This window comes from Sulfitobacter sp. M22, assembly GCF_021736025.1.
Lineage (GTDB): Bacteria > Pseudomonadota > Alphaproteobacteria > Rhodobacterales > Rhodobacteraceae > Sulfitobacter > Sulfitobacter litoralis.
Map to the genome: position 1 here is coordinate 3,044,002 of NZ_WMEC01000001.1, position 21,029 is coordinate 3,065,030.

At 53.3% G+C, this 21,029-nt stretch carries 15 protein-coding genes, 4 pseudogenes and 1 other annotated feature; of the genes and pseudogenes, 15 read left to right on the forward strand and 4 right to left on the reverse strand.

Going from position 1 to position 21,029, the window contains the following annotated elements; translation table 11 throughout:
• Nucleotides 1-26: 26 nt before the first annotated feature.
• Nucleotides 27-578 (reverse strand): annotated as a pseudogene (locus GLP52_RS15025) (transposase); the annotation flags it as partial.
• A gap of 64 nt (nucleotides 579-642) precedes the next feature.
• On the opposite strand from GLP52_RS15025, the gene tnpA reads away from it, so the two are divergent.
• The 9 genes from tnpA (at nucleotide 643) to GLP52_RS15070 (ending at nucleotide 10,348) form a co-directional block, all read left to right on the forward strand.
• Nucleotides 643-1,026, forward strand: a complete 384-nt coding sequence (tnpA, locus tag GLP52_RS15030) for an IS66-like element accessory protein TnpA (protein ID WP_336885926.1) — start codon at nucleotides 643-645, stop codon at nucleotides 1,024-1,026.
• On the forward strand, nucleotides 1,023-1,370 hold the full coding sequence (gene tnpB, locus GLP52_RS15035; RefSeq protein WP_237271240.1) for an IS66 family insertion sequence element accessory protein TnpB: 348 nt from the start codon (nucleotides 1,023-1,025) through the stop codon (nucleotides 1,368-1,370). Before tnpA ends, tnpB begins: the two co-directional genes overlap by 4 nt.
• A gap of 62 nt (nucleotides 1,371-1,432) precedes the next feature.
• The gene (gene tnpC, locus GLP52_RS15040; RefSeq protein WP_237271241.1) at nucleotides 1,433-3,046 is read left to right on the forward strand and encodes an IS66 family transposase; all 1,614 of its coding nucleotides are present in this window, start codon (nucleotides 1,433-1,435) and stop codon (nucleotides 3,044-3,046) included.
• Nucleotides 3,047-3,115: 69 nt separating this feature from the next.
• On the forward strand, nucleotides 3,116-4,861 hold the full coding sequence (locus GLP52_RS15045; RefSeq protein ID WP_237273582.1) for a hypothetical protein: 1,746 nt from the start codon (nucleotides 3,116-3,118) through the stop codon (nucleotides 4,859-4,861).
• Nucleotides 4,854-5,519: a hypothetical protein gene (locus GLP52_RS15050; protein WP_237271243.1), complete on the forward strand. Its 666-nt coding sequence runs from the start codon at nucleotides 4,854-4,856 to the stop codon at nucleotides 5,517-5,519. The genes GLP52_RS15045 and GLP52_RS15050 overlap by 8 nt, the downstream gene beginning before the upstream one ends.
• On the forward strand, nucleotides 5,519-5,953 hold the full coding sequence (locus GLP52_RS15055; RefSeq protein WP_237271244.1) for a hypothetical protein: 435 nt from the start codon (nucleotides 5,519-5,521) through the stop codon (nucleotides 5,951-5,953). The genes GLP52_RS15050 and GLP52_RS15055 overlap by 1 nt, the downstream gene beginning before the upstream one ends.
• Before the next feature lie 3 nt (nucleotides 5,954-5,956).
• Nucleotides 5,957-8,149: an AAA family ATPase gene (locus GLP52_RS15060; RefSeq protein ID WP_237271245.1), complete on the forward strand. Its 2,193-nt coding sequence runs from the start codon at nucleotides 5,957-5,959 to the stop codon at nucleotides 8,147-8,149.
• 85 nt (nucleotides 8,150-8,234) lie between these two features.
• Nucleotides 8,235-9,563 carry a replication-associated recombination protein A gene (locus GLP52_RS15065; protein ID WP_237271246.1) on the forward strand — a complete coding sequence of 443 codons (1,329 nt, stop codon included), beginning with the start codon at nucleotides 8,235-8,237 and terminating at the stop codon, nucleotides 9,561-9,563.
• Nucleotides 9,564-9,790: 227 nt separating this feature from the next.
• Entirely contained in the window at nucleotides 9,791-10,348 is a 558-nt protein-coding gene (locus GLP52_RS15070) for a type I restriction-modification system subunit M N-terminal domain-containing protein (RefSeq protein ID WP_237271247.1), read from the forward strand.
• Here the strand turns inward: GLP52_RS15070 and GLP52_RS15075 are convergent.
• The 3 genes and pseudogenes from GLP52_RS15075 to GLP52_RS15085 form a co-directional block, all read right to left on the reverse strand.
• Nucleotides 10,338-11,144, reverse strand: a pseudogene (locus GLP52_RS15075) (IS256 family transposase); the annotation flags it as partial. The gene GLP52_RS15070 and the pseudogene GLP52_RS15075 overlap by 11 nt on opposite strands.
• A 15-nt stretch (nucleotides 11,145-11,159) precedes the next feature.
• Nucleotides 11,160-12,404, reverse strand: a complete 1,245-nt coding sequence (locus tag GLP52_RS15080) for an IS3 family transposase (RefSeq protein ID WP_237273455.1) — start codon at nucleotides 12,402-12,404, stop codon at nucleotides 11,160-11,162.
• Nucleotides 11,991-12,107: a sequence feature (AL1L pseudoknot), on the reverse strand. (Overlaps the previous gene by 117 nt.)
• A gap of 52 nt (nucleotides 12,405-12,456) precedes the next feature.
• Nucleotides 12,457-12,891 (reverse strand): annotated as a pseudogene (locus GLP52_RS15085) (transposase); the annotation flags it as partial.
• A 120-nt stretch (nucleotides 12,892-13,011) separates the two neighbouring features.
• Between GLP52_RS15085 and GLP52_RS15090 the strand changes: the two are divergent.
• The 6 genes and pseudogenes from GLP52_RS15090 (at nucleotide 13,012) to GLP52_RS15110 (ending at nucleotide 20,825) form a co-directional block, all read left to right on the forward strand.
• Nucleotides 13,012-14,025, forward strand: coding sequence for a type I restriction-modification system subunit M (locus GLP52_RS15090; RefSeq protein WP_237271249.1), 1,014 nt, complete (start codon nucleotides 13,012-13,014; stop codon nucleotides 14,023-14,025).
• Complete coding sequence (locus tag GLP52_RS15095; RefSeq protein ID WP_237271250.1) at nucleotides 14,022-15,110, forward strand: restriction endonuclease subunit S; 1,089 nt, start codon at nucleotides 14,022-14,024, stop codon at nucleotides 15,108-15,110. Before GLP52_RS15090 ends, GLP52_RS15095 begins: the two co-directional genes overlap by 4 nt.
• Nucleotides 15,111-15,124: 14 nt before the next feature.
• Nucleotides 15,125-16,291 (forward strand): annotated as a pseudogene (locus GLP52_RS15100) (IS256 family transposase); the annotation flags it as partial.
• Between the two features lie 64 nt (nucleotides 16,292-16,355).
• The gene (locus GLP52_RS15105; protein ID WP_237271104.1) at nucleotides 16,356-17,570 is read left to right on the forward strand and encodes an IS256 family transposase; all 1,215 of its coding nucleotides are present in this window, start codon (nucleotides 16,356-16,358) and stop codon (nucleotides 17,568-17,570) included.
• Between the two features lie 141 nt (nucleotides 17,571-17,711).
• Complete coding sequence (locus GLP52_RS19690; protein ID WP_413838698.1) at nucleotides 17,712-17,933, forward strand: restriction endonuclease subunit S; 222 nt, start codon at nucleotides 17,712-17,714, stop codon at nucleotides 17,931-17,933.
• A gap of 9 nt (nucleotides 17,934-17,942) precedes the next feature.
• Nucleotides 17,943-20,825, forward strand: a complete 2,883-nt coding sequence (locus GLP52_RS15110; RefSeq protein WP_237271251.1) for a type I restriction endonuclease subunit R — start codon at nucleotides 17,943-17,945, stop codon at nucleotides 20,823-20,825.
• Nucleotides 20,826-21,029: the final 204 nt, after the last annotated feature.

The following is a 21,029-nucleotide window of genomic DNA, read 5'->3' on the forward strand; positions in this document are numbered from 1 at the left end:
GCTGCGGTATCAATGGTGCGGTTACGATAGACGCCGTCCGCCCAAGTATAGACGTAATGGCGGGCAGACAGATCCCGCCGTGCCCAGGCATCATATTGAACCTGCCATCCAGCGGTCAGGCGCGAGATGACGCTTGGCGAGAGGTTGGGCGCATCTGGCCCCATGATGGCCGACAGTGCGTCCTGGAAATCGCCCGTCGATATGCCCTTCAGATAAAGAACAGGCAGCAGCGCGTCCAAGCTGATCGAGCGGCGCGCCCATTTCGGCAGAATGTTCGAGGTAAAGCGGATCTTTTCTGCCCCATCAGAGGACGCCATCCGGTCGCGCACCTTGGGCCGCTGGACATCCAGAGCACCGATCCCCGTCTGAATCTTCCGTTCAGGGCCAAATCCATGCCGCACAATCCGCTGACGCCCGTCTTCCAGCTGCTCATCGGAAAAACTGGCGACAAAGGCATCAGCCTCGGCCTTCAGCGCTTCCGCCAGCATCCGACGAGCACCTTGTCGAGCAAGCTCTGTCAGCGGATCGATGATCGTTTCCGATTGGCAAAATGGCAGGATAGTTGTATCTTCATTCATGGCGTATCGCTCCTTGTGAGGTTCTGGCAGGCTTTGACACCCGCCACGATACGCCGCCCTACAAATCACGCCATCACCCAAATTCCCCCATAGCTCTGTACGTCGGCGGCGCTGGAGCGATGAGGAGAAGCTCAGGATCGTCATGTCGGTGGGCACCGATGCGGTAACGGTCACGCAGGTGGCGCAGCGCCACGAGATCACGCGACAGCAAATCTATGCCTGGCGCCATGAGATGAAGCAGAAGGGGCTGTGGTCACCGGATGGTGGTGCGCTCTTCCTTCCTTTCGATATTCCTAAACATGGCGTTCCCGCCATTGCGGACACGCCCACCGTCGCGGTTCCGATAGCGGTGGAACTGCGCCTGCGTAACGGTCGCAGTCTGCACTTCGACAGCAGCATGGCTGTTGTGGCGCTGACGCAGCTGATCCGTGCTGTGGAAGCGGCATGATTGGTCCGGGCACTGGTGTTCGCGTCTACGTGGCTTGCGGTGTCACGGACATGCGCAAGGGCATTGCCGGTCTGGCGGCGCTGACCCAGGATGTCCTGCGCCAGAAGCCTGCGGGCGGCGCAGTCTTCGCCTTCCGCGGTCGCAAGGGTGACCGGCTCAAGCTCCTGTATTGGGACGGTCAGGGCTTTTGCCTCTACTATAAAGTCCTGGAACGCGGCCGCTTTCCCTGGCCTGCGATGACCGAGGGTGCCGTCCGGCTGACGTCCGCGCAGCTCGCCATGCTCTGGGAAGGAATTGACTGGCGCAGGCCGGATTGGGGCGCGCCGCCGGCCCGTGTGGGCTGAATATATGAGTCAAAACGCTTTGTTTTTATAGTGCTATCACGTGCCCCGTGGTAGAAATGTGCATGTCAAATGTAACGCAAAATCTGCCAGATGATCCCGCCATATTGAAGGCGATGATTGCAGCTTTGCAGGCGGAGAATGCCAAGATCTCGGCGACATTGCGGGTCCACGACCAGCTGGTTCAGGCCCTGCGCCTGCGGATCGCCAAGTTGCAGAAGCTGGCTTTCGGCAAATCCTCTGAGAAAATCGAACGCGAGATCGAGCAGCTGGAACTGGCGCTCGAAGACCTGCTGGTTGCCGTAGCCGAGGAAGATGGAGCGCCCATCGACGAAGGACACAATGAGCCGTCTCCAGAGGCTGCCGATGCGCCCGCGCTGCGTCGACGTCCACGTGTCTCGGATGCGACCCTACGCGAGCGCCGTGTGCTTGATCCTGGTGCGTGCTGCCCTGACTGTGGCGGTGATCTGCGGGTGGTGGGTGAGGATGTCAGCGAGCTGCTGGACATGATTGCAGCCCAGATGAAGGTGATCCAGATCGCCCGGATCAAGAAGTCCTGTCGGCGCTGTGAGCGGATGGTGCAGGAGCCTGCGCCCAGCCGGCCAATCCTGGGCAGCATGGCCGGCCCGAACCTGCTGGCCCACATTCTGGTCTCGAAGTTTGACGATCATCTTCCCTTATATCGCCAGCACGAGATCTTCGCCCGCATGGGCGCAGACATCCCCGAGACCACGCTTGTCGGTTGGTGCGGGCGGGCCATGAAGACCCTGTCGCCGCTGATCGAACGGATCAAGGCTGACATCATGGGCAGCGACCTGCTGCACGCGGATGACACGCCCATCCGGGTGCTGGACCGATCTTTGCGCGACAAAGGGCTTGGTAAAGGCGTCAGACAGGGCCGGATCTGGGCCTATGTGCGTGACCAGCGCCCATGGGCTGGATCAGCCCCGCCCGGGGCCGTCTATCGGTTCGCACAGGACTGGAAGGAGGAGCATGTCTTGAACCATCTGGCCGACGCCCGCGGCATCCTTCAGGCCGATGGCTACAAGGGCTATGCCAAGCTCTATGAGCCAGAGCCTGACGGCACCTTCCGTTTGCGCGAGGCGGCTTGCTGGGCGCACCTGCGCCGTGACTTCCACGACTTCTGGGCATCGACCAAGTCCGAGATCGCCCGCGAGGCGCTCGACCGGATCGGCAAACTCTATGACATCGAGCGCGACATCAATGGCCAGCCTGCTGACGTCCGTCACGCGGCACGTCAAAAGCATAGCCTGCCCAAGGTTGAAGCCTTCTTTACCTGGTCCGAGCAGCAGCTCCTGCGCATTCCTGGCAAGAGCAATCTTGCCAAGGCTTTCCGCTATGGCCTCAACCGCCGGGAGGCCTTCAGCTTGTTTCTGGCAGACGGTCGTGTGGCTATCGACAATAACCCGGCTGAACGCGCCCTGCGCCCGATCGGAATCGGCAGAAAGAACTGGCTCTTCGCCGGAGCTGACACCGGTGCGGAAACACTTGCACGCGCCATGACGATCATTGAAACCGCCAAGCTAAACGGTCTCAACCCACAGGCCTATCTCGCTGACATCCTCGACCGCATCCACGATCACAAGATCAATCGGCTGGATGAATTGCTGCCGTGGAACTGGGCACCGATGACTGCGCAAAACAATCAAGCTGCATAAGCGCGGTATCAATGGAGCGGTTACGTGGAAACAGGCGGCCAACTCGCAACAACGCACTCTTTTCGAACGATGAATAGCCTGTACGGCAACATCGCCTCCGTATTCTATTTTATGAATGAGAGGTTTGTCGGGCGATCGTTCGATAGCCTTAAATACGAAGAGCTGGTTGAGCTCGTGATTCATAATATTGATGGGTCTATTGGGCGGTTTGGAACAGTATACGGTAGGGTTCGCCTTCTGGCATGGATGTACGATTTACGGCTAACGAACGATTGTCTGGTACCCGGAAAATACCTGCCTGCGTACAATCTAACCGGCAGTTGGGAAGACCTTTGCTCACGACGGGTACGAGAATCCGGTGAGAGTCCGGTAGAGTGGCGTGCTGGTGGAAGTTTTGACATTATTCCTTTCGAAATTTCTTTGGCCATTCTGGCCTACTGCATTCAGCTGATAAAATCAGACGAGACAAAGTACATTCTGGCTTGGTTTCAAGCCGAGAGGAAGCTTCGCGCTAAAGGCCGCCTTCCCGAATGGAGGGCAGTAAAGAAGGTTTTCTCGATGTTTGGCAATCGTTCAGGTCAGTATGGCCCTCGTGAGCAAGCTCGATACGTGGATAAGGTGTATTTTGAGAAGCTTTGCTCTTATTATCCTTATGCAAAATCGCGAGAACAACTCCCCCTCTCGTCTGTCCCATTCGTGGTCGGAACGCATTCAATAAAGGAATCGCTGACCCGTAAAGGGGACCACCTCCTGACGGCTTGTTTTATTTCTATCCTCATTTTGACGGGTACCCGTCACGGCGAAGCGGCCAGTATGTCGAGTAATTCGTTCAAAGAGAACGGTTCGTCGTATACATTTGCCTCGAATATCGACAAAACTAACCACGGTGTCGCAACGGACCGACATGTTTCAGGTATCGTTTCCGAGTTTATTGCTGTGCTCGACGGTCTGGGAAGCTTTGCGTTGGCTGATCCTGAGCGGAAACACCTATTTTCCTATTTTAGACATTCGTATTCGACAGGGAATTCTGCGGAGTACTTCCTTGGTAAAAATCACGTCAACGCCATGATGCAGATTAATTCGTTTTATGAAGTTTTCCTTGAGGAACAGGGCGACGATTTCCAGAGTTACTGCTCTCGCGTCACGGCTCATGGATTCCGTCATACCTGGGCTGAGTTTGCCATGCGTCGATTTGATGGAAATGTAATGCCATTGATCCGCGATCACTATCGGCACCATTTCGGATCAAAAATGACAGCGGCCTATACTCACAACAAGATTGAGTTATCCGAGTACCAACATCTCGGTCGGCGTCAGCTGTTTGAGCTCGTGAGTCGATATGTGGAAGGCGCAGCTTCACTTCACGGCCAGTTGGGGACATTTCTTACGAGGCTTGCTGATAATGTTGGTCTAATTGAAATGCATGACAAGGGTGCGCGTGATGATGCTATCATGCAGATGATTGAGGAGCACATGGGCGATCCAATTGTTACTCCTCACGAGTATGGGTTATGCATTTTGACAAGCAACACGAGACACTTGGCGAACTGCAGGGACGAAGCTGGGATACCTAAGACACAGACTGCTGAGGTCGATAGCTGTGCTGGTTGTGTAAATCATTGTGTAGTTAAGCAAACAGACGGCAAAGACAACACACACTTTAGAACATTGCAGCGGCTGCTGGCGACCTACCGGGCTGAGGCTAAGGAGTGGCAAGGTAACGACTTGATCGGCCCTCTGTTCAAGAATGAAGCCGAAAAAACCCACCGGACTCTCGAGGCGCTGGTAAGGAAAATGGAGAAGGGGGATGTCTGAGGTCAATATGGAGGAGTTTGAACTCGATTTTTCACCCCAGCAGCCTGATAGGGCCAGCCCACCTTCTTGGTATAATGATCCAGTTGTCGCGCAGAGCTACAAGAGTATCGTGGATGAGGCACTACTGTCGTTTGAAAAGAAACTGACATTTATTCAGGGATTGAAGCCTGGAGAAAAAGTTAAAATCAAAGAATGGAAGTTAGTCGCCTCCACTCTTAACAGGGCTGCTGGTGTGAACGAGGGCCATCTCCGTAACAAGGATCGTCGAGACGTCAGGCGCACTGTCGATTTCATAGGTACATTAAACGCTCGCTTAGAGGCCTCAATTGCCGCGCGCAAGGCGGGAAATGTGCGTCAGTCGGTCAGTGACAGGAAGGCTGCATATGCTAATCTCTTCGACAAACACCGCAAGCTTGAGCAGATGCAATTGTCAGAATACGCGAAGACGGCGTTTGAGAAAAGTATGGCCGATCGGCTTGCATCTCAGCAGCATTCCTATGTTTCTTTGTTTCAAAAGAACAATAATCTCGTCGAGGAAAATGCGCAATTGGAGGAGCAAGTCGAGCGATTGCAAAATAAGCTGGGGGAGGCATACGAAGAAGTGAGCAGGCTCAGAGATCAGCTCAAGACCAAATCCCAACTAAGGGTGACGGACTAATGCCCAGTGGCCAAGAAATAGGCCGGAGGAATTTCGCTCTTTTTTCCGCGTGGGTTTCTGAGCGTGAAGCCCGGGGCGATCATGCAGACTATATTTATAGAGGTAAACTTAGTCGTAAAGAGATTGCTATTGAACTCGGGTTTAACCCACGTGCCTTCGGGCAAAATCCCGCGATAAAAAGTCTCATCGAAGCTCTCGATAAGCGTTGGGGTTCGGAGCAACCTGTTAACCTGCGGTCTGCCGCTGAGGAAAGTGCAGCGAGAGAGCGGGCGAATGAGCGGGTGAAGCGGACAGAGGCCTCGAATTCGAATCTGTTACAGCGCATTGCGACCTTGGAGGAAGAGAACCGACAATTGCGCCGAGAGCTCGAAGAAACAAAGCAGTTCAAGTCTGCTCGTGATGCTTTCTTAGAGACAACAAAGGGTTTCCGCTGAGCCATGCTGATACAAGTAACCAAGAGGCGTCAGAACGGATCTTTTAGTGCCAAGCGCGTCGCAGACGATGGTAGCGTTATCCATACACAAAACAGTCTCTCTGTGGTGCTCCCTGGTGCATACTGGGATGTGGCCAAGGTAGGCACCTTGTGGAACGTTTGCGGGCCGACAACAGAGGTTACTTTCACGGCCAACGGGTACACAATTACCGAGGACCGCATTGAGGTCGACTGGATAAAGTTCGTGAAACCAAATACCCAGCTACTGGAGATTTGGCTCCAGAAAAATGTGAAGGGCATTGGAGTGGTAAAGGCGGGGCGCCTTGCACGTAATCCTCGACTGATTGAGATGATCGAGGAACAAGACGTACACTCGCTGTTGGAAGTAGGAGTTCCGAGACAGTCCATCGCTCCATTACTGTTCAACTTCCCCAGCCCTGTCCACATGGCAGCTATCAATTGGCTTGCCGCTCATGACCTACCAGTGAGACTTGCGGCTTCCCTCTCGGCGGTTTGGCGAGATAAAACCATCGAGATGTTGGAGGAAAATCCTTTCCGCCTCCTCAAGTTCAACCTCCCCTTCAGGCAGTGCTGTGAGGTTGCAAAGAAGTTTGGATTCAATTCTTCTCACCCGAAATACCTTGCCGCGTTGGCCTTTAACCTCATATCCCAGTATTGTCGCATTACGTCATCAACCCTGATCCCTCGCTCTGTATTCGAAAAGGAATGCACAGCGATGAAGGCCGATTTCAGTAAGGTTTTACGGCACGCGATGGAGGAGGAGATTGTCGGGTACATTCGTGGTGAGGATGGCTTCCAACTCGAAGGGGAATTTCTACTCGAAGCGCTTGTAGGGCAAAGGCTACGTAATGCAATGTTGCGGTCAGCTGGCGAAGGTAGTTGCATGGCGGGGTGGGAATGCGGCATTTCCCAAGAAGAAATCAAGCTGCGATTGCGTGAGTTCGAGCTGACTATTCCATTCAGCTTAACCGATGCGCAGAGGCATGCCGTCGTGCTTGCGTGCCGCATAAACGTAATTTCGCTATCCGGCGGGGCCGGGACCGGTAAGACGACGATCCTAAAGGCTATCCTCACAGTTCTGGAAAAGCTATCTCTTGGAATTGATATCTACCAGATGGCACTCTCGGGGCGGGCCGCACAAAGAATGGCTGAGGCAACTGGTCGGCCGGCTTCGACGATCGCTAAGTTCTGTGTGGATATGGCGAGAGACAATCAGAGAACCCGCCCCGAACACTGCATTGTCGTAATTGATGAAGCCAGCATGGTTGATCTGTATTCCATGCACAACCTGTTGCGATATTTGCCTGCGGCGACGCGGTTCATCTTTGTTGGTGATGTAGATCAGCTTCCGCCTGTGGGTGGCGGCCTGCTGTTCCATCACATCATGAAATCGGATTTTCCATCGGTTGAGCTGAGGGAGGTAAAGCGGCAAAGTGCCGGGAGCGGAATTCACCTGTTCGCAACAGCAATCAGGCATCAGCGCAGTGCCATTGTCCTGCCTGACTATCAGGCGAAGGCAGACCTTGATTGCTCCATACTCCGTAGCGTGGATCCGGTAGAAATCAGTGAGTTGGTTCAAGCTCACGGTGGCTCAAAAAAGTGCGCGACCCTGACGGGCATGCAGAAAGGTAAAGCTGGTGTTGAGAACCTTAACAAGGTTATGCAACGCAAACTCGGCTTTGAGCGCCCGGCAGTGCGCTTGGCAGGTGGGGAGGGAAGCTTTGATTACGTAAGTTCCACCGGCAGAAAATTTTATCTTAACGACCCGATCCTCGTAACCAAGAACGACTACAAAACTGGCATCCGTAACGGCGATCTTGGCACTATCGTGAAGGTCTTTGATGAGGCAACTGAAGACGGACGGCTTGGCCTCTTGAAAATCGATGGCCGGACGATCGATCTCAGCGTGGACATGTTGGACAACCTGAATCTTGGTTACGCAATGACAATACACAAATCACAAGGTTCTCAGTGGGAAAACGTGGTTCTTGCCTTGGACCAGGGTGCTATACGCATGCTGGATAAGACGCTTCTCTATACTGGAGTAACACGCGCTCAAAAAAAGCTAATTGTGTGCTGTGAGGACATGGATCTGGTCCAGAAAGCCGTGGATCGGGGCTCAGTTGCCTTCCTGCGCAAAACGAACTTGTTACAGCACTTGAAGGCAGACTTTTGAGGTTGCCTGGTTGCGATTTTTGATGAGCGTCTACCTCAAGCGAAGCTCCGTCTCCTTCGACGGGCAAAACTGAATGGAACGGCGTATGGATTTATTTGAAGAGACGGGCAGTGCAACTAAGCACCTACCAGCTGAGGCGGGGACCCGCCCCTTGGCCGACATGCTAAGGCCCCGGGCAATAGAAGAAGTGATCGGGCAAGAAAAATTGCTTGCTGAAGATGGTCCATTGGGGGCCATGTTGGCAGCTGGTAAGATCTCCTCTCTGATCCTGTGGGGCCCAACCGGCGTCGGGAAAACTACAATTGGCAGATTGCTTGCTGTCAAAACGGATCTACACTTTGAGCAGATTAGCGCGATTTTCAGTGGGGTGGCTGACCTTAAGAAAGCATTTCAGGCGGCGCGTGATCGCCTTCGGTTGGGACAAGGCACTCTTTTGTTCATTGATGAGATCCATCGGTTCAACAAGACGCAGCTTGACGCTCTGCTGCCAGTTATGGAGGACGGGACCGTCACAGTCTGCGGTGCTACAACAGAGAATCCGTCATTCTCTGTAAATAAGGCCGTTCTGAGTCGCTGTCAGGTGATGGTCTTGGAACGCCTCAATGAGAACGCGTTGGCTGCCATGATCGGGCGCGCTGAAGCCGAATTGAACAAGTCTCTTCCGTTGGAGGACGAAGCCAAAGAGCTTCTATGCGCTATGGCAGATGGTGACGGACGTGCCTTGTTAAACTTGGTCGAAAGTGTGCTGGCTTGGCCTGCAGATCATATTTACTCTGCAAAGGAAGTCGGCAGCCGTCTGACACGACGCGCGGCGCAATATGATCGCGCGTCTGATGGGCATTATTCAATTGCAAGCGCCATCCAAAAGTCCATTAGGGGCTCCGACCCCGAGGCTGCGATCTACTGGGTACATAGGGCGCTTGAGGGTGGAGAAGACCCGCGCTTCGTTCTGCGACGCTTGACAATGATTGCATGGGAAGATGTTGGTCTGGCGGATCCAGAGGCATCTCGTGTCTGCCTAAGTGCTTGGGATACTTATGAGAAGCTTGGTAGTCCCGAAGGAGATCTGGCCATAACTCAGGCCGCGATTTACCTCGCATTGGCTCCGAAATCGAACGCTGGATACGTTGCGCACAAAGCTGCCCGCGCAGATGCAAAGAGAAGCGGTTCGGAACCGCCGCCAATGCATATTCTGAACGGTCCCACTGCCATGATGAAAAACCTGGGGTATGGCGAAGGCTATCAATACGATCACGATGCGCCGGACAGCTTCTCTGGTCAGAACTTCTTTCCCGAAGGTATGGAAAGGCCCGAGCATTACGATCCCGTGGAGCGGGGTTTTGAGCGGGAATTGTCGAAGAGAGTTCGATATTTCGAAAAACTTCGGCAGGAACGAAGTGACAAAATTGATTGATTGTTTCTAACTGATAGATATCCCATCCAAGAATTGACCGAATGCCATTCGAAGGGCTTTATGAAAAGACCTTTAAGAGTGTTGGACCAAACACGTTCCAATGGCTTACAAGTTGATGAAACATCGGAATAAGATAGAAAAACAAGGCATCGCCATCTTTCGATGCGCGACCAAAGAACAATATCTTTCCTGACCGTATCAGGAAGTCAGACTTACGAGGCAGGACATTGACCGAAGCGCAGAAAAAGAAGCTGGAGCAAAAGCTCTGGGATATTGCCAACGAACTACGCGGCAAAATGAATGCAGACGAGTTTCGCGACTACATCCTGGGGTTCATCTTCTACAAATACCTGTCCGAGCGTTTGCATATGTATGCCGATGACATCCTCAAGGATGAAGGGCGCACCTTCACCGGCCTTGACGCGGCAAAACCTGACGACCAGGAAATCCTGGAAGCGATCGAAGAGAACGCCCTCGAAGCACTGGGGTACTATCTCAAACCAGATGAGCTCTTCAGCTCTGTTGCCGTGCAGGGCGCGAAACCTGGCAGCTTCATCTTGGGGGACCTCACTGAAATCCTCAACAATATCCAGCGGTCGACGATGGGTACCGCCTCAGAAGAGGATTTCGATAACCTCTTTGAGGACATGGACCTGACATCGACTAAGCTTGGGCGCACGGAGCAGGCCAAGAATGACCTGATCTCAAAGGTTCTGACCGGGAGTGTCATGAACTTTGTGTATCTGGTCTGGCCCATGCGGGTTTTAGATACAGTCACGCATTGAAGCGATCCTCAAACATTATGGCGAAATGATTGCGGGCCGCAAACCATTCTCGAACATTTCGGCCGCCTTTCTCAAACTTGCGGATCGCCAAGTAGATCAGCTTCGTGGCTGCGTCTTCGGTCGGGAACGATCCCCGCGTCTTAATCGATTTGCGGATTACACGGTTCAAGCTTTCAATTGCGTTGGTGGTGTAGATGATCTTTCGGATGGCGGGATCAAAAGCAAAGAACGGGATCACTTCCTGCCAAGCCCTGCGCCAGGCCGGTGCGATGGAGGCATATTTTCCGGCCCATTTTTCCTCGAAGGCATCCAACTCCAAACCAGCTTGATCGGCTGTAGGGGCGCTGTAAATCCGCCGTAGATCAGCGGCCACTTCCTTGCGATCTTTCCAGGCACAGAAGTTCAACGAGTGGCGCACGAGATGGACAATGCACGTTTGCACGGTCGTGTCCGGAAAGGCTGCTGTGATGGCATCAGGGAAGCCCTTGAGACCGTCTACGACCGCAATCAGGATGTCTTGCAGCCCACGGTTCTTAAGCTCTGTCATCACGGAGAGCCAAAATTTGGCGCCCTCGTTGTCAGCGATCCAAAGACCGAGAACCTCGCGCACGCCATCCTTGCTGACGCCAAGGGCCACGTAGACGGCTTTGTTCTTGACCATGCGGCTATCGGCGTCACGGATTTTGACCCGTAGAGCGTCAAAAATGACGATGGGATACATCCGGTCCAGCGCCCGGGACTGCCATTCCCGAACCTCATCCAGCACCGCATTGAACCGCCCCGATTTTACCGGAGGGTGCTTTGTTCAACGTCAGGCTACTTTATCGAGTGTGTTTAGATTTGCATAGAATACCTCCTCTGCTTCTGCGGGTGTGATGTATCCGATGGGACCGAATAGCCGACGGTTGTTATACCAATCGACCCATTTCAGCGCTTCCCATTCGACTTCGCGCCTCGATTTCCATGGACCGATCTGGTTGATGACCTCTGTTTTGAACAGGCCAATGACGCATTCAGCGAGGGCATTATCATAGGAATCGCCGACTGTTCCAACCGATGGATCAATACCGAATTCGACAAGGCGCTCGGTATACTTGATCGAGAGATATTGCGATCCACGGTCTGAGTGGTGAACCAAGGTATTGTTATCAAGTGTTTTTCTTTGCCAGATTGCTTGATCCAAAGCGTCGAGAACGAACTGCGTCGCCATTGAGGTCGATACGCGCCAGCCAACGATCCGGCGCGCAAAGACATCGATGACGAAAGCGACATAGACCGTTCCCGACCACGTCGGGACGTATGTGAAGTCAGAGACCCAGAGCTGGTTAGGCCGATCTGCTTTGAACAAGCGGTTTACCTTGTCGTCAGGGCACGGCTGGGAGGTGTCCGGATTAGTCGTGACAACCTTTTTACCCCGAACTACGCCCTTGATGCCCAAATTGCGCATCAACCGCTCCACCGTGCATCGTGCGATCTCCTGATTATCGCGCAGTAAGACATGCCAGATCTTCCGCACACCATAGAGCTTGCGGTTCTCTTCCCAGGCCGCATTGATCTTGATGCACAGATCAGCGTCAGACTTCGCCCGGGCTGAAGCCCGATCAGGATCACGCGCGATGGAGCGCCGTTCATAATAGGTGGACTGGGCGATTTGCAGCATTTTGCACATCGGCTCGACCCCGAACTCACCGCGATGTTCTTCAATGAAAGCAGTCACTTGCGAAACGGGCGGTCGAGCTCCGCCTGGGCAAAATACGCTGATGCTTTCTTCCAGAATCTCATTGGCCTGCCGGAGTTCGCGCACCTCGCGCTCCAACTCCTTGATCCGCGCTTTCTCGGCACTGGTTTGGCCAGGCCGTTCGCCGCCATCACGCTGAGCCTGCCGGACCCAAACGCGAAGACTGTCTGGCGAACAGCCCAATTTGCTTGCGATCGCTGTGAATAAAGCAGCTTCGCTACGATACTCATCGCGGTGTTCCATCGCCAACCGCACCGCACGTTCGCGGAACTCAGGTGAATACGGCTTCGAGGTCTTCTTGTTGTGTGACTGTTCCATAATGGGCAATTCTCCGAAAGTTTTGCCCTCCGGTAAACCCGGGGCGGTTCACATCGGTCACGCGGCTGATCAAGTCTGGCGAAACTTGCAGGCCATAGACGTCCTCAAGATGAGCACGGATATCGCGGACCGTCAGACCGGCTGCGTAGAGGCCAATGATCTTGTCATCCATCCCATCAATGCGGGTCTGACCCTTCTTCACCAGTTCAGGTTCGAAGCTACCGTCCCGGTCCCGTGGCACAGCGATAGGCAGTTCGCCGTCTTGCCCCTTCAATCTCTTGGCGGATGACCCGTTGCGACGGTTGGTCTGATCAGGCGGGGCATCCTTGCCGTCTTCATAGCCCAAATGTGACGTCAACTCAGCACCGAGCATTCGCTCCATCAGCTTGATCTTGAGCTCTTTCATTAGACCGGCATCGCCAAGCAGGTCTTCAGGCCGCTCGCAGCCCTTCAGTAGTTCGTCCAGCAGTTCCTCGGATATGGTCATCGTCCTTGCTCCTCTCAGGAAGCATGGACCAGATCGCAGTTACACAGAAGATCGGACACTCTCGTTCTGACCCACCTGGATGCGATCGATTTCCAACTTCAGGACAGCAACGCTGATGTCTTGGGCGACGCCTATGAATACCTGATTGGGAAATTCGCCAGTGGTGCAGGCAAGAAGGCCGGTGAGTATTACACGCCACAACAGGTATCCACGATCCTCGCCCGCATCGTCACACTGGGCAAATCACGCCTGCGGTCAGTCTATGACCCCACATGTGGCTCCGGCTCCCTGCTTTTGCGGACAGCAAGGGAAGTCGATCATGTGAATGACTTCTTCGGTCAGGAAATGAACCGCACGACCTATAACCTTGCGCGGATGAACATGATCTTGCACGGGGTTCACTACCGCAACTTCGACATTCGACAAGAAGACACGCTTGAGCATCCACAGCATGAGGGGATGCTGTTCGAGGCCATTGTTGCGAACCCGCCTTTCAGTGCAAAATGGTCCGCGAATAAAATGTTCGAAAGCGATGACCGCTTTGCGGAGTATGGAAAGATCGCACCAAGTTCAAAGGCTGATTTCGCCTTTGTTCAGCACATGTTGCATCACCTTGACGAGGACGGCACCATGGCAGTCGTCCTGCCACATGGCGTGCTGTTCCGCGGCGGTGCCGAAGGGATCATTCGAGAGTTCCTTATCAAACGGAACTGGCTGGACGCGGTGATCGGTCTTCCTGCGAATATCTTCTATGGCACTGGCATTGCGACCTGCATCTTGGTCTTCAAAAAATGCAAAGAAGTCGACGATGTTCTATTTGTGGATGCGTCGACTTGCTTCGAAAAGGCTAAGGACCAGAACAATCTTCGTGACGAAGACGTGGACCGGGTGGTGGAAGCTTATCATTCGCGAGCTGAAGAGGAGCGTTTCAGCCATCGTGCCAGCCTGAAGCAAATCCAAGAGAATGACTACAATCTCAACATACCGCGATACGTCGACACGTATCAGGAAATTGAAACGGTTGATCTTGAAGCGACAGCACGGCGGCTTTGTGAGCTTGATCGAAGTGCTGTAGCGATTGACGCTGAAATCCGGCGCTTTTGCGCAGATATCGGGGTTGTGAGCCCAGTATGAGCAAGATGGTTGCGACATTCCCCAGATCGGTTCAGCCGGGCATTCCAAAACTGGCGGATACACCGAAAGGCTGGACCAGATACAAGTTGGGCGATCTGTTCGATGTCGTGTCCCGCCCTTTGAAGATGCAGGACGACGTCGAATATGATCTGGTAACGGTCAAACGGTCTCGTGGCGGCATTACGCGGCGCAGTCGCCTACCAGGCCGCAAAATCTCAGTACAATCCCAGTTTTACCTGCGAGAAGGCGATTTCTTGATCTCCAAGCGCCAAATTGTGCATGGGGCGTGCGGTATCGTCAGCGCCGAATTTGACGGCTCTATTGTCTCAAACGAATACGCCGTACTAAGACCGCGTGAAATGTTACTATTGGATTATCTGCGATACCTGAGTCATTCATTGTATTTTCAGCAAACATGTTTCCACGCCAGCATCGGCGTTCATGTCGAGAAAATGATTTTCAAGCTTGAAGATTGGTTTAGGTGGGAAATTCACCTGCCGCCTCTCAACGTCCAGCGACGCATTGTCTCTGGCCTGATTGCAGTGGAGAGAAAACTGACGGTCTTTGGTGAAACTCTCTCTCACCTGATAAATTTCAAACGTGGTGTTATGGACCGTATTTTTTCGCAAGAAATACGTTTCACCGATAGCAATGGGGCTGCATTTCCAGAATGGGAGAAAAAAAGGCTCGCTGACATTGCGACAATTGTCGGTGGAGGAACGCCAGAGAGCGATGTGCCTGAGTACTGGGGTGGAAACATCGTTTGGTTCACGCCAAGTGAAATAAAGTCCAAGTTTATAAGCGACAGTCAAAGGCACATAACTCAATTAGGGCTAAAAAGATCTTCAGCAAAATTGCTTCCCGCTGGTGCATTAATCTTATCCACTCGTGCGACGGTAGGTGAGGTCGGGATAGCAACGCGCGAGTGCACTACCAACCAAGGGTTTCAATCTCTTGTGGTCCAGTCCCCACATTACAACCAATTTTGGTACTACTGGATAAAAAAATACAAACATGAATTCTTACGGCGAGCGGCGAGAGTGTCCGATCTTCTGTGTAACTGCGATCTGGTCCATGCTTCCTGAGAGGAGCAAGGACGATGACCATATCCGAGGAACTGCTGGACGAACTACTGAAGGGCTGCGAGCGGCCTGAAGACCTGCTTGGCGATGCCGGTCTAATGAAAGAGCTCAAGATCAAGCTGATGGAGCGAATGCTCGGTGCTGAGTTGACGTCACATTTGGGCTATGAAGACGGCAAGGATGCCCCGCCTGATCAGACCAACCGTCGCAACGGGTCATCCGCCAAGAGATTGAAGGGGCAAGACGGCGAACTGCCTATCGCTGTGCCACGGGACCGGGACGGTAGCTTCGAACCTGAACTGGTGAAGAAGGGTCAGACCCGCATTGATGGGATGGATGACAAGATCATTGGCCTCTACGCAGCCGGTCTGACGGTCCGCGATATCCGTGCTCATCTTGAGGACGTCTATGGCCTGCAAGTTTCGCCAGACTTGATCAGCCGCGTGACCGATGCGGTGCTGGATGAGGTTCGGGAATGGCAGTCCCGGGCGCTGGACCGGATGTATCCCATCGTCATTTTTGACGCTCTACGGGTCAAAATCCGTGACGCCGATAGCCGCATGGTCAAGAACAAAGCCGTCTACGTGGCCCTTGGCGTCAGCAAGGATGGCGTGCGCGAGGTTCTCGGTCTTTGGATCGCTGACAACGAGGGCGCCAAATTTTGGCTCTCCGTGATGACAGAGCTTAAGAACCGTGGGCTGCAAGACATCCTGATTGCGGTCGTAGACGGTCTCAAGGGCTTCCCTGATGCCATCACAGCAGCCTTTCCGGACACGACCGTGCAAACGTGCATTGTCCATCTCGTGCGCCACTCGTTGAACTTCTGTGCCTGGAAAGATCGCAAGGAAGTGGCCGCTGATCTACGGCGGATTTACAGCGCCCCTACAGCCGATCAAGCTGGTTTGGAGTTGGATGCCTTCGAGGAAAAATGGGCCGGAAAATATGCCTCCATCGCACCGGCCTGGCGCAGGGCTTGGCAGGAAGTGATCCCGTTCTTTGCTTTTGATCCCGCCATCCGAAAGATCATCTACACCACCAACGCAATTGAAAGCTTGAACCGTGTAATCCGCAAATCGATTAAGACGCGGGGATCGTTCCCGACCGAAGACGCAGCCACGAAGCTGATCTACTTGGCGATCCGCAAGTTTGAGAAAGGCGGCCGAAATGTTCGAGAATGGTTTGCGGGAGAGTGTCCGATCTTCTGTGTAACTGCGATCTGGTCCATGCTTCCTGAGAGGAGCAAGGACGATGACCATATCCGAGGAACTGCTGGACGAACTACTGAAGGGCTGCGAGCGGCCTGAAGACCTGCTTGGCGATGCCGGTCTAATGAAAGAGCTCAAGATCAAGCTGATGGAGCGAATGCTCGGTGCTGAGTTGACGTCACATTTGGGCTATGAAGACGGCAAGGATGCCCCGCCTGATCAGACCAACCGTCGCAACGGGTCATCCGCCAAGAGATTGAAGGGGCAAGACGGCGAACTGCCTATCGCTGTGCCACGGGACCGGGACGGTAGCTTCGAACCTGAACTGGTGAAGAAGGGTCAGACCCGCATTGATGGGATGGATGACAAGATCATTGGCCTCTACGCAGCCGGTCTGACGGTCCGCGATATCCGTGCTCATCTTGAGGACGTCTATGGCCTGCAAGTTTCGCCAGACTTGATCAGCCGCGTGACCGATGCGGTGCTGGATGAGGTTCGGGAATGGCAGTCCCGGGCGCTGGACCGGATGTATCCCATCGTCATTTTTGACGCTCTACGGGTCAAAATCCGTGACGCCGATAGCCGCATGGTCAAGAACAAAGCCGTCTACGTGGCCCTTGGCGTCAGCAAGGATGGCGTGCGCGAGGTTCTCGGTCTTTGGATCGCTGACAACGAGGGCGCCAAATTTTGGCTCTCCGTGATGACAGAGCTTAAGAACCGTGGGCTGCAAGACATCCTGATTGCGGTCGTAGACGGTCTCAAGGGCTTCCCTGATGCCATCACAGCAGCCTTTCCGGACGCGACCGTGCAAACGTGCATTGTCCATCTCGTGCGCCACTCGTTGAACTTCTGTGCCTGGAAAGATCGCAAGGAAGTGGCCGCTGATCTACGGCGGATTTACAGCGCCCCTACAGCCGATCAAGCTGGTTTGGAGTTGGATGCCTTCGAGGAAAAATGGGCCGGAAAATATGCCTCCATCGCACCGGCCTGGCGCAGGGCTTGGCAGGAAGTGATCCCGTTCTTTGCTTTTGATCCCGCCATCCGAAAGATCATCTACACCACCAACGCAATTGAAAGCTTGAACCGTGGAATCCGCAAATCGATTAAGACGCGGGGATCGTTCCCGACCGAAGGCGCAGCCACGAAGCTGATCTACTTGGCGATCCGCAAGTTTGAGAAAGGCGGCCGAAATGTTCGAGAATGGTTTGCGGCCCGCAATCATTTCGCCATAATGTTTGAGGATCGCTTCAATGCGTGACTGTATCTAAAACCCGCATGGGCCAGACCAGATACACAAAGTTCATGACACTCCCGTTTGCGGCCCGCAATCATTTCGCCATAATGTTTGAGGATCGCTTCAATGCGTGACTGTATCTAAAACCCGCATGGGCCAGACCAGATACACAAAGTTCATGACACTCCCCGAGCGGCGGGGTCCACTTTCCTCGAGATAAATAAAGCTGAAGTGGCAAGAATTCGGATAAGCGTTCCCCACCCTGACGAACAACGCAAGGTCTCAGACTTTCTCTCCGCTATCGACGTAAAAATCGACGCCGTTACTTCACAGATTACCCAAATGGAGACCTTCAAAAGAGGTCTCCTGCAAAAGCTATTCGTTTAAGGCCCGCTAATGTCCGTTCAATCCGAAGCCCAACTTGAAGCAGCTCTGATCAAACGCCTGTCCTGCCTTGGGTGGACGGAGGTCTCAATCCCAGACAGCGCCGCCATGTTGGCCAATCTGAGGCTACAGCTTGAAGCGCAGAACGATGTCGCATTCTCGGACGATGAATTCCGGCGCGTTGTGAACCATCTTGAGAAGGGCAATGTGTTCGATAAAGCTCAGTCCCTGCGTGAACGCATGGCCCTACAACGGGATGACGGCACAACCAGCTATATTCGGTTCTTCAATGATCAGGAATGGTGCCGTAACCGCTATCAGATCACCTCTCAGGTTACGCAGGTCGGAAGCTATAAAACCAGATACGACGTCACCCTGCTGGTGAACGGGTTGCCATTGGTGCAGATCGAATTGAAGCGCCGCGGCATGGAGCTGCGCGAAGCTTTCAACCAGATCAACCGATATCAACGGCACTCCTTCTGGTCTGAAAGCGGCCTGTTCCAGTATGTGCAGATCTTTGTGATCTCGAACGGCGTGAATACGAAATACTATGCCAACAACAGGCATCAGGATTTCAAACAGACCTTCTATTGGGCCGGTGAAGACAACACGCCCATTAACCGGCTCGATGCTTTCGCCGACGCATTTCTTGAAAAATGCTTCGTCTCAAAAATGATCGCGAAATACGTGGTTCAGCATCAGAGCGACAAGGTCCTGATGGTGCTGCGCCCCTATCAGTATTATGCGGTCGAGCGCATCGTCGATCAGGTCATGAAAGGCCGCAAGAACGGCTACATCTGGCACACCACAGGCTCGGGCAAGACCCTGACCAGCTTCAAGGCCTCACAGGTCATCATCGAGAACCCTAAGGTCTCCAAGGTGATCTTTGTCGTGGATCGTGCGGACCTCGATTATCAGACCACCAAGGAGTTCAATTTCTTCTCTGCAGGCTCAGTGGATGGCACCGACAACACAAAGGCCCTTGTCGAGCAAATGCAGGGCGACACCAAGCTGATCGTCACCACCATTCAAAAGCTCAACACGGCCATTACCCGCGATAAGCACAGCGCCGCCCTTCAGGCGATCAAGGATGAGCGCGTCGTCTTCGTGTTCGATGAATGCCACCGCAGCCAATTCGGCGATACACATCGCAACATCGTCAAGTTCTTCACCAAGGCACAGTTGTTCGGGTTCACCGGCACTCCGATTCTTAAAGAAAATGCCATCGGCAAGCGGACCACAAGCTCCCTCTTTGAAGACTGCCTGCACAGCTATGTGATTACCGATGCGATCCGCGATGAGAATGTCCTGCGCTTCTCGGTCGAATACTGGGGAAAGCTGCGGAAGAAGGACGGTTCGCTTCTGAGCGACGAGGAGGTCGCCGGCCTTGATGTGAAGGCGTTTTTTGAAGACCAGACCCGCATTGATAGCGTCGTCGACTGGATCATCGAAAACCACGACCGCAAGACACACAACCGCGAGTTTGGCGCGCTCCTGTGCGTCAGCTCTGTAGAGGCCCTCACCCGATACTACGAGGCGTTCCAGCGTAAGAAGGTGGCTGGAGAGCATGACCTGAAAGTGGCGACCATCTTCACCTTTGCAACCAACGAAGATGACGCCGACGCGAATGGATTGATCGGTGAGCCTGACGTCATGGGTGGGCCAGATACAGCTGAGACAAGGCACAGCCGCGATAAGCTGGCGGGCTATGTGGCCGATTACAACGCAATGTATGGCAGTAACAACAGTGTTAAGGACGGCAAGGCCTTCTATACCTACTACAAGGGCTTGGCGAAGCGCATGAAGGCACGGGACAAGAAGGATTTCGTGCCAGACCAAGGCATCGACATCTTGCTGGTCGTGAACATGTTCCTGACGGGGTTTGATGCGAAAACCTTGAACACCCTCTATGTAGACAAGAATCTGCGATACCACGGTCTCATACAGGCCTTCTCGCGCACGAACAGAACACTGGGTCAGAAGAAATCGCAAGGAAACATCGTTTGCTTTCGAAACCTGAAAGACAAAACGGATGAAGCGATTACTCTATTTTCGAACAAGGATGCAGACGATACAATCCTGATGGAGCCTTATCAGGAATACGTAGACCGCTTTAACCAGGCGGTGATGGATCTGATGAAGGTCGCGGCAACGCCAGGCGCTGTCGATAAACTGGTGTCAGAAGAAGACATACTGGCCTTTGTTCAGGCATTCAGAAATCTCATTCGCATCAGAAATGTGCTGACCACTTTTGCAGAATTCTCCAACGATGACCTGGCTCTCGATCCGCAGCGGTTCGAAGATTACAAAAGCAAATACCTGGATATCCATGATCGGATCAAATCCAACGAGGATGATGACACGAAGGCTTCAATCATCGACGAGGTGGACTTCGAGCTTGAGTTGATCCGTCGAGACAACATCAATGTCGCTTACATTCTTGCGCTGCTCAGTTCGCTTGTCGCAGCGTCGCCAGACGATGAAGATGCTGCAGACACAGACGCAAAAAAGAAGGCTATCCTGGATCTGCTTGGCACAGAGGCCAGGCTGCGCAGCAAGCGTGAACTCATTGAAGAATTTATCGCATCCTACCTGCCTGCTCTTCGTGGAGAAGAGCAAACAAAGGACGCCTTTCACGACTTCTGGAACCGCAAACGCACAAGGGCCTTTGACGCAATCTGCGACGATGAAGGTCTAAACCCGAAGCTGTTCTCAAACCTTTTGGAAAACTACCAATTCTCGGAGAAAGAGCCCCTGACGGACGAGATCATGCAAGTGGTGATCAAAGCGCCAAGCGTTGTGCAACGGCGCAAGACAGCCAGGCGGATTATATCGAAGATGGTCGATCACATTGAAACTTTTGAAGAAAATATGGGTGATCTCGAAAGTGCTTGAGAAACGATATCGTCTTCAAGCGACTTGATTTGCATTGCCGCATATAGAAACGAGAGTAGAAAGGTTTGCTGAGTATTGGCCGCAAGCTGGTAAAGAATTGAAGTCAAAGGTGTTTGGAAGATCAGTTAATTGTTTAGATATTTTCCGGTATTTTTGTTGTATACTTGTAAAGAAGCTCGAATACTGGAACGTATTCTGGGGGTT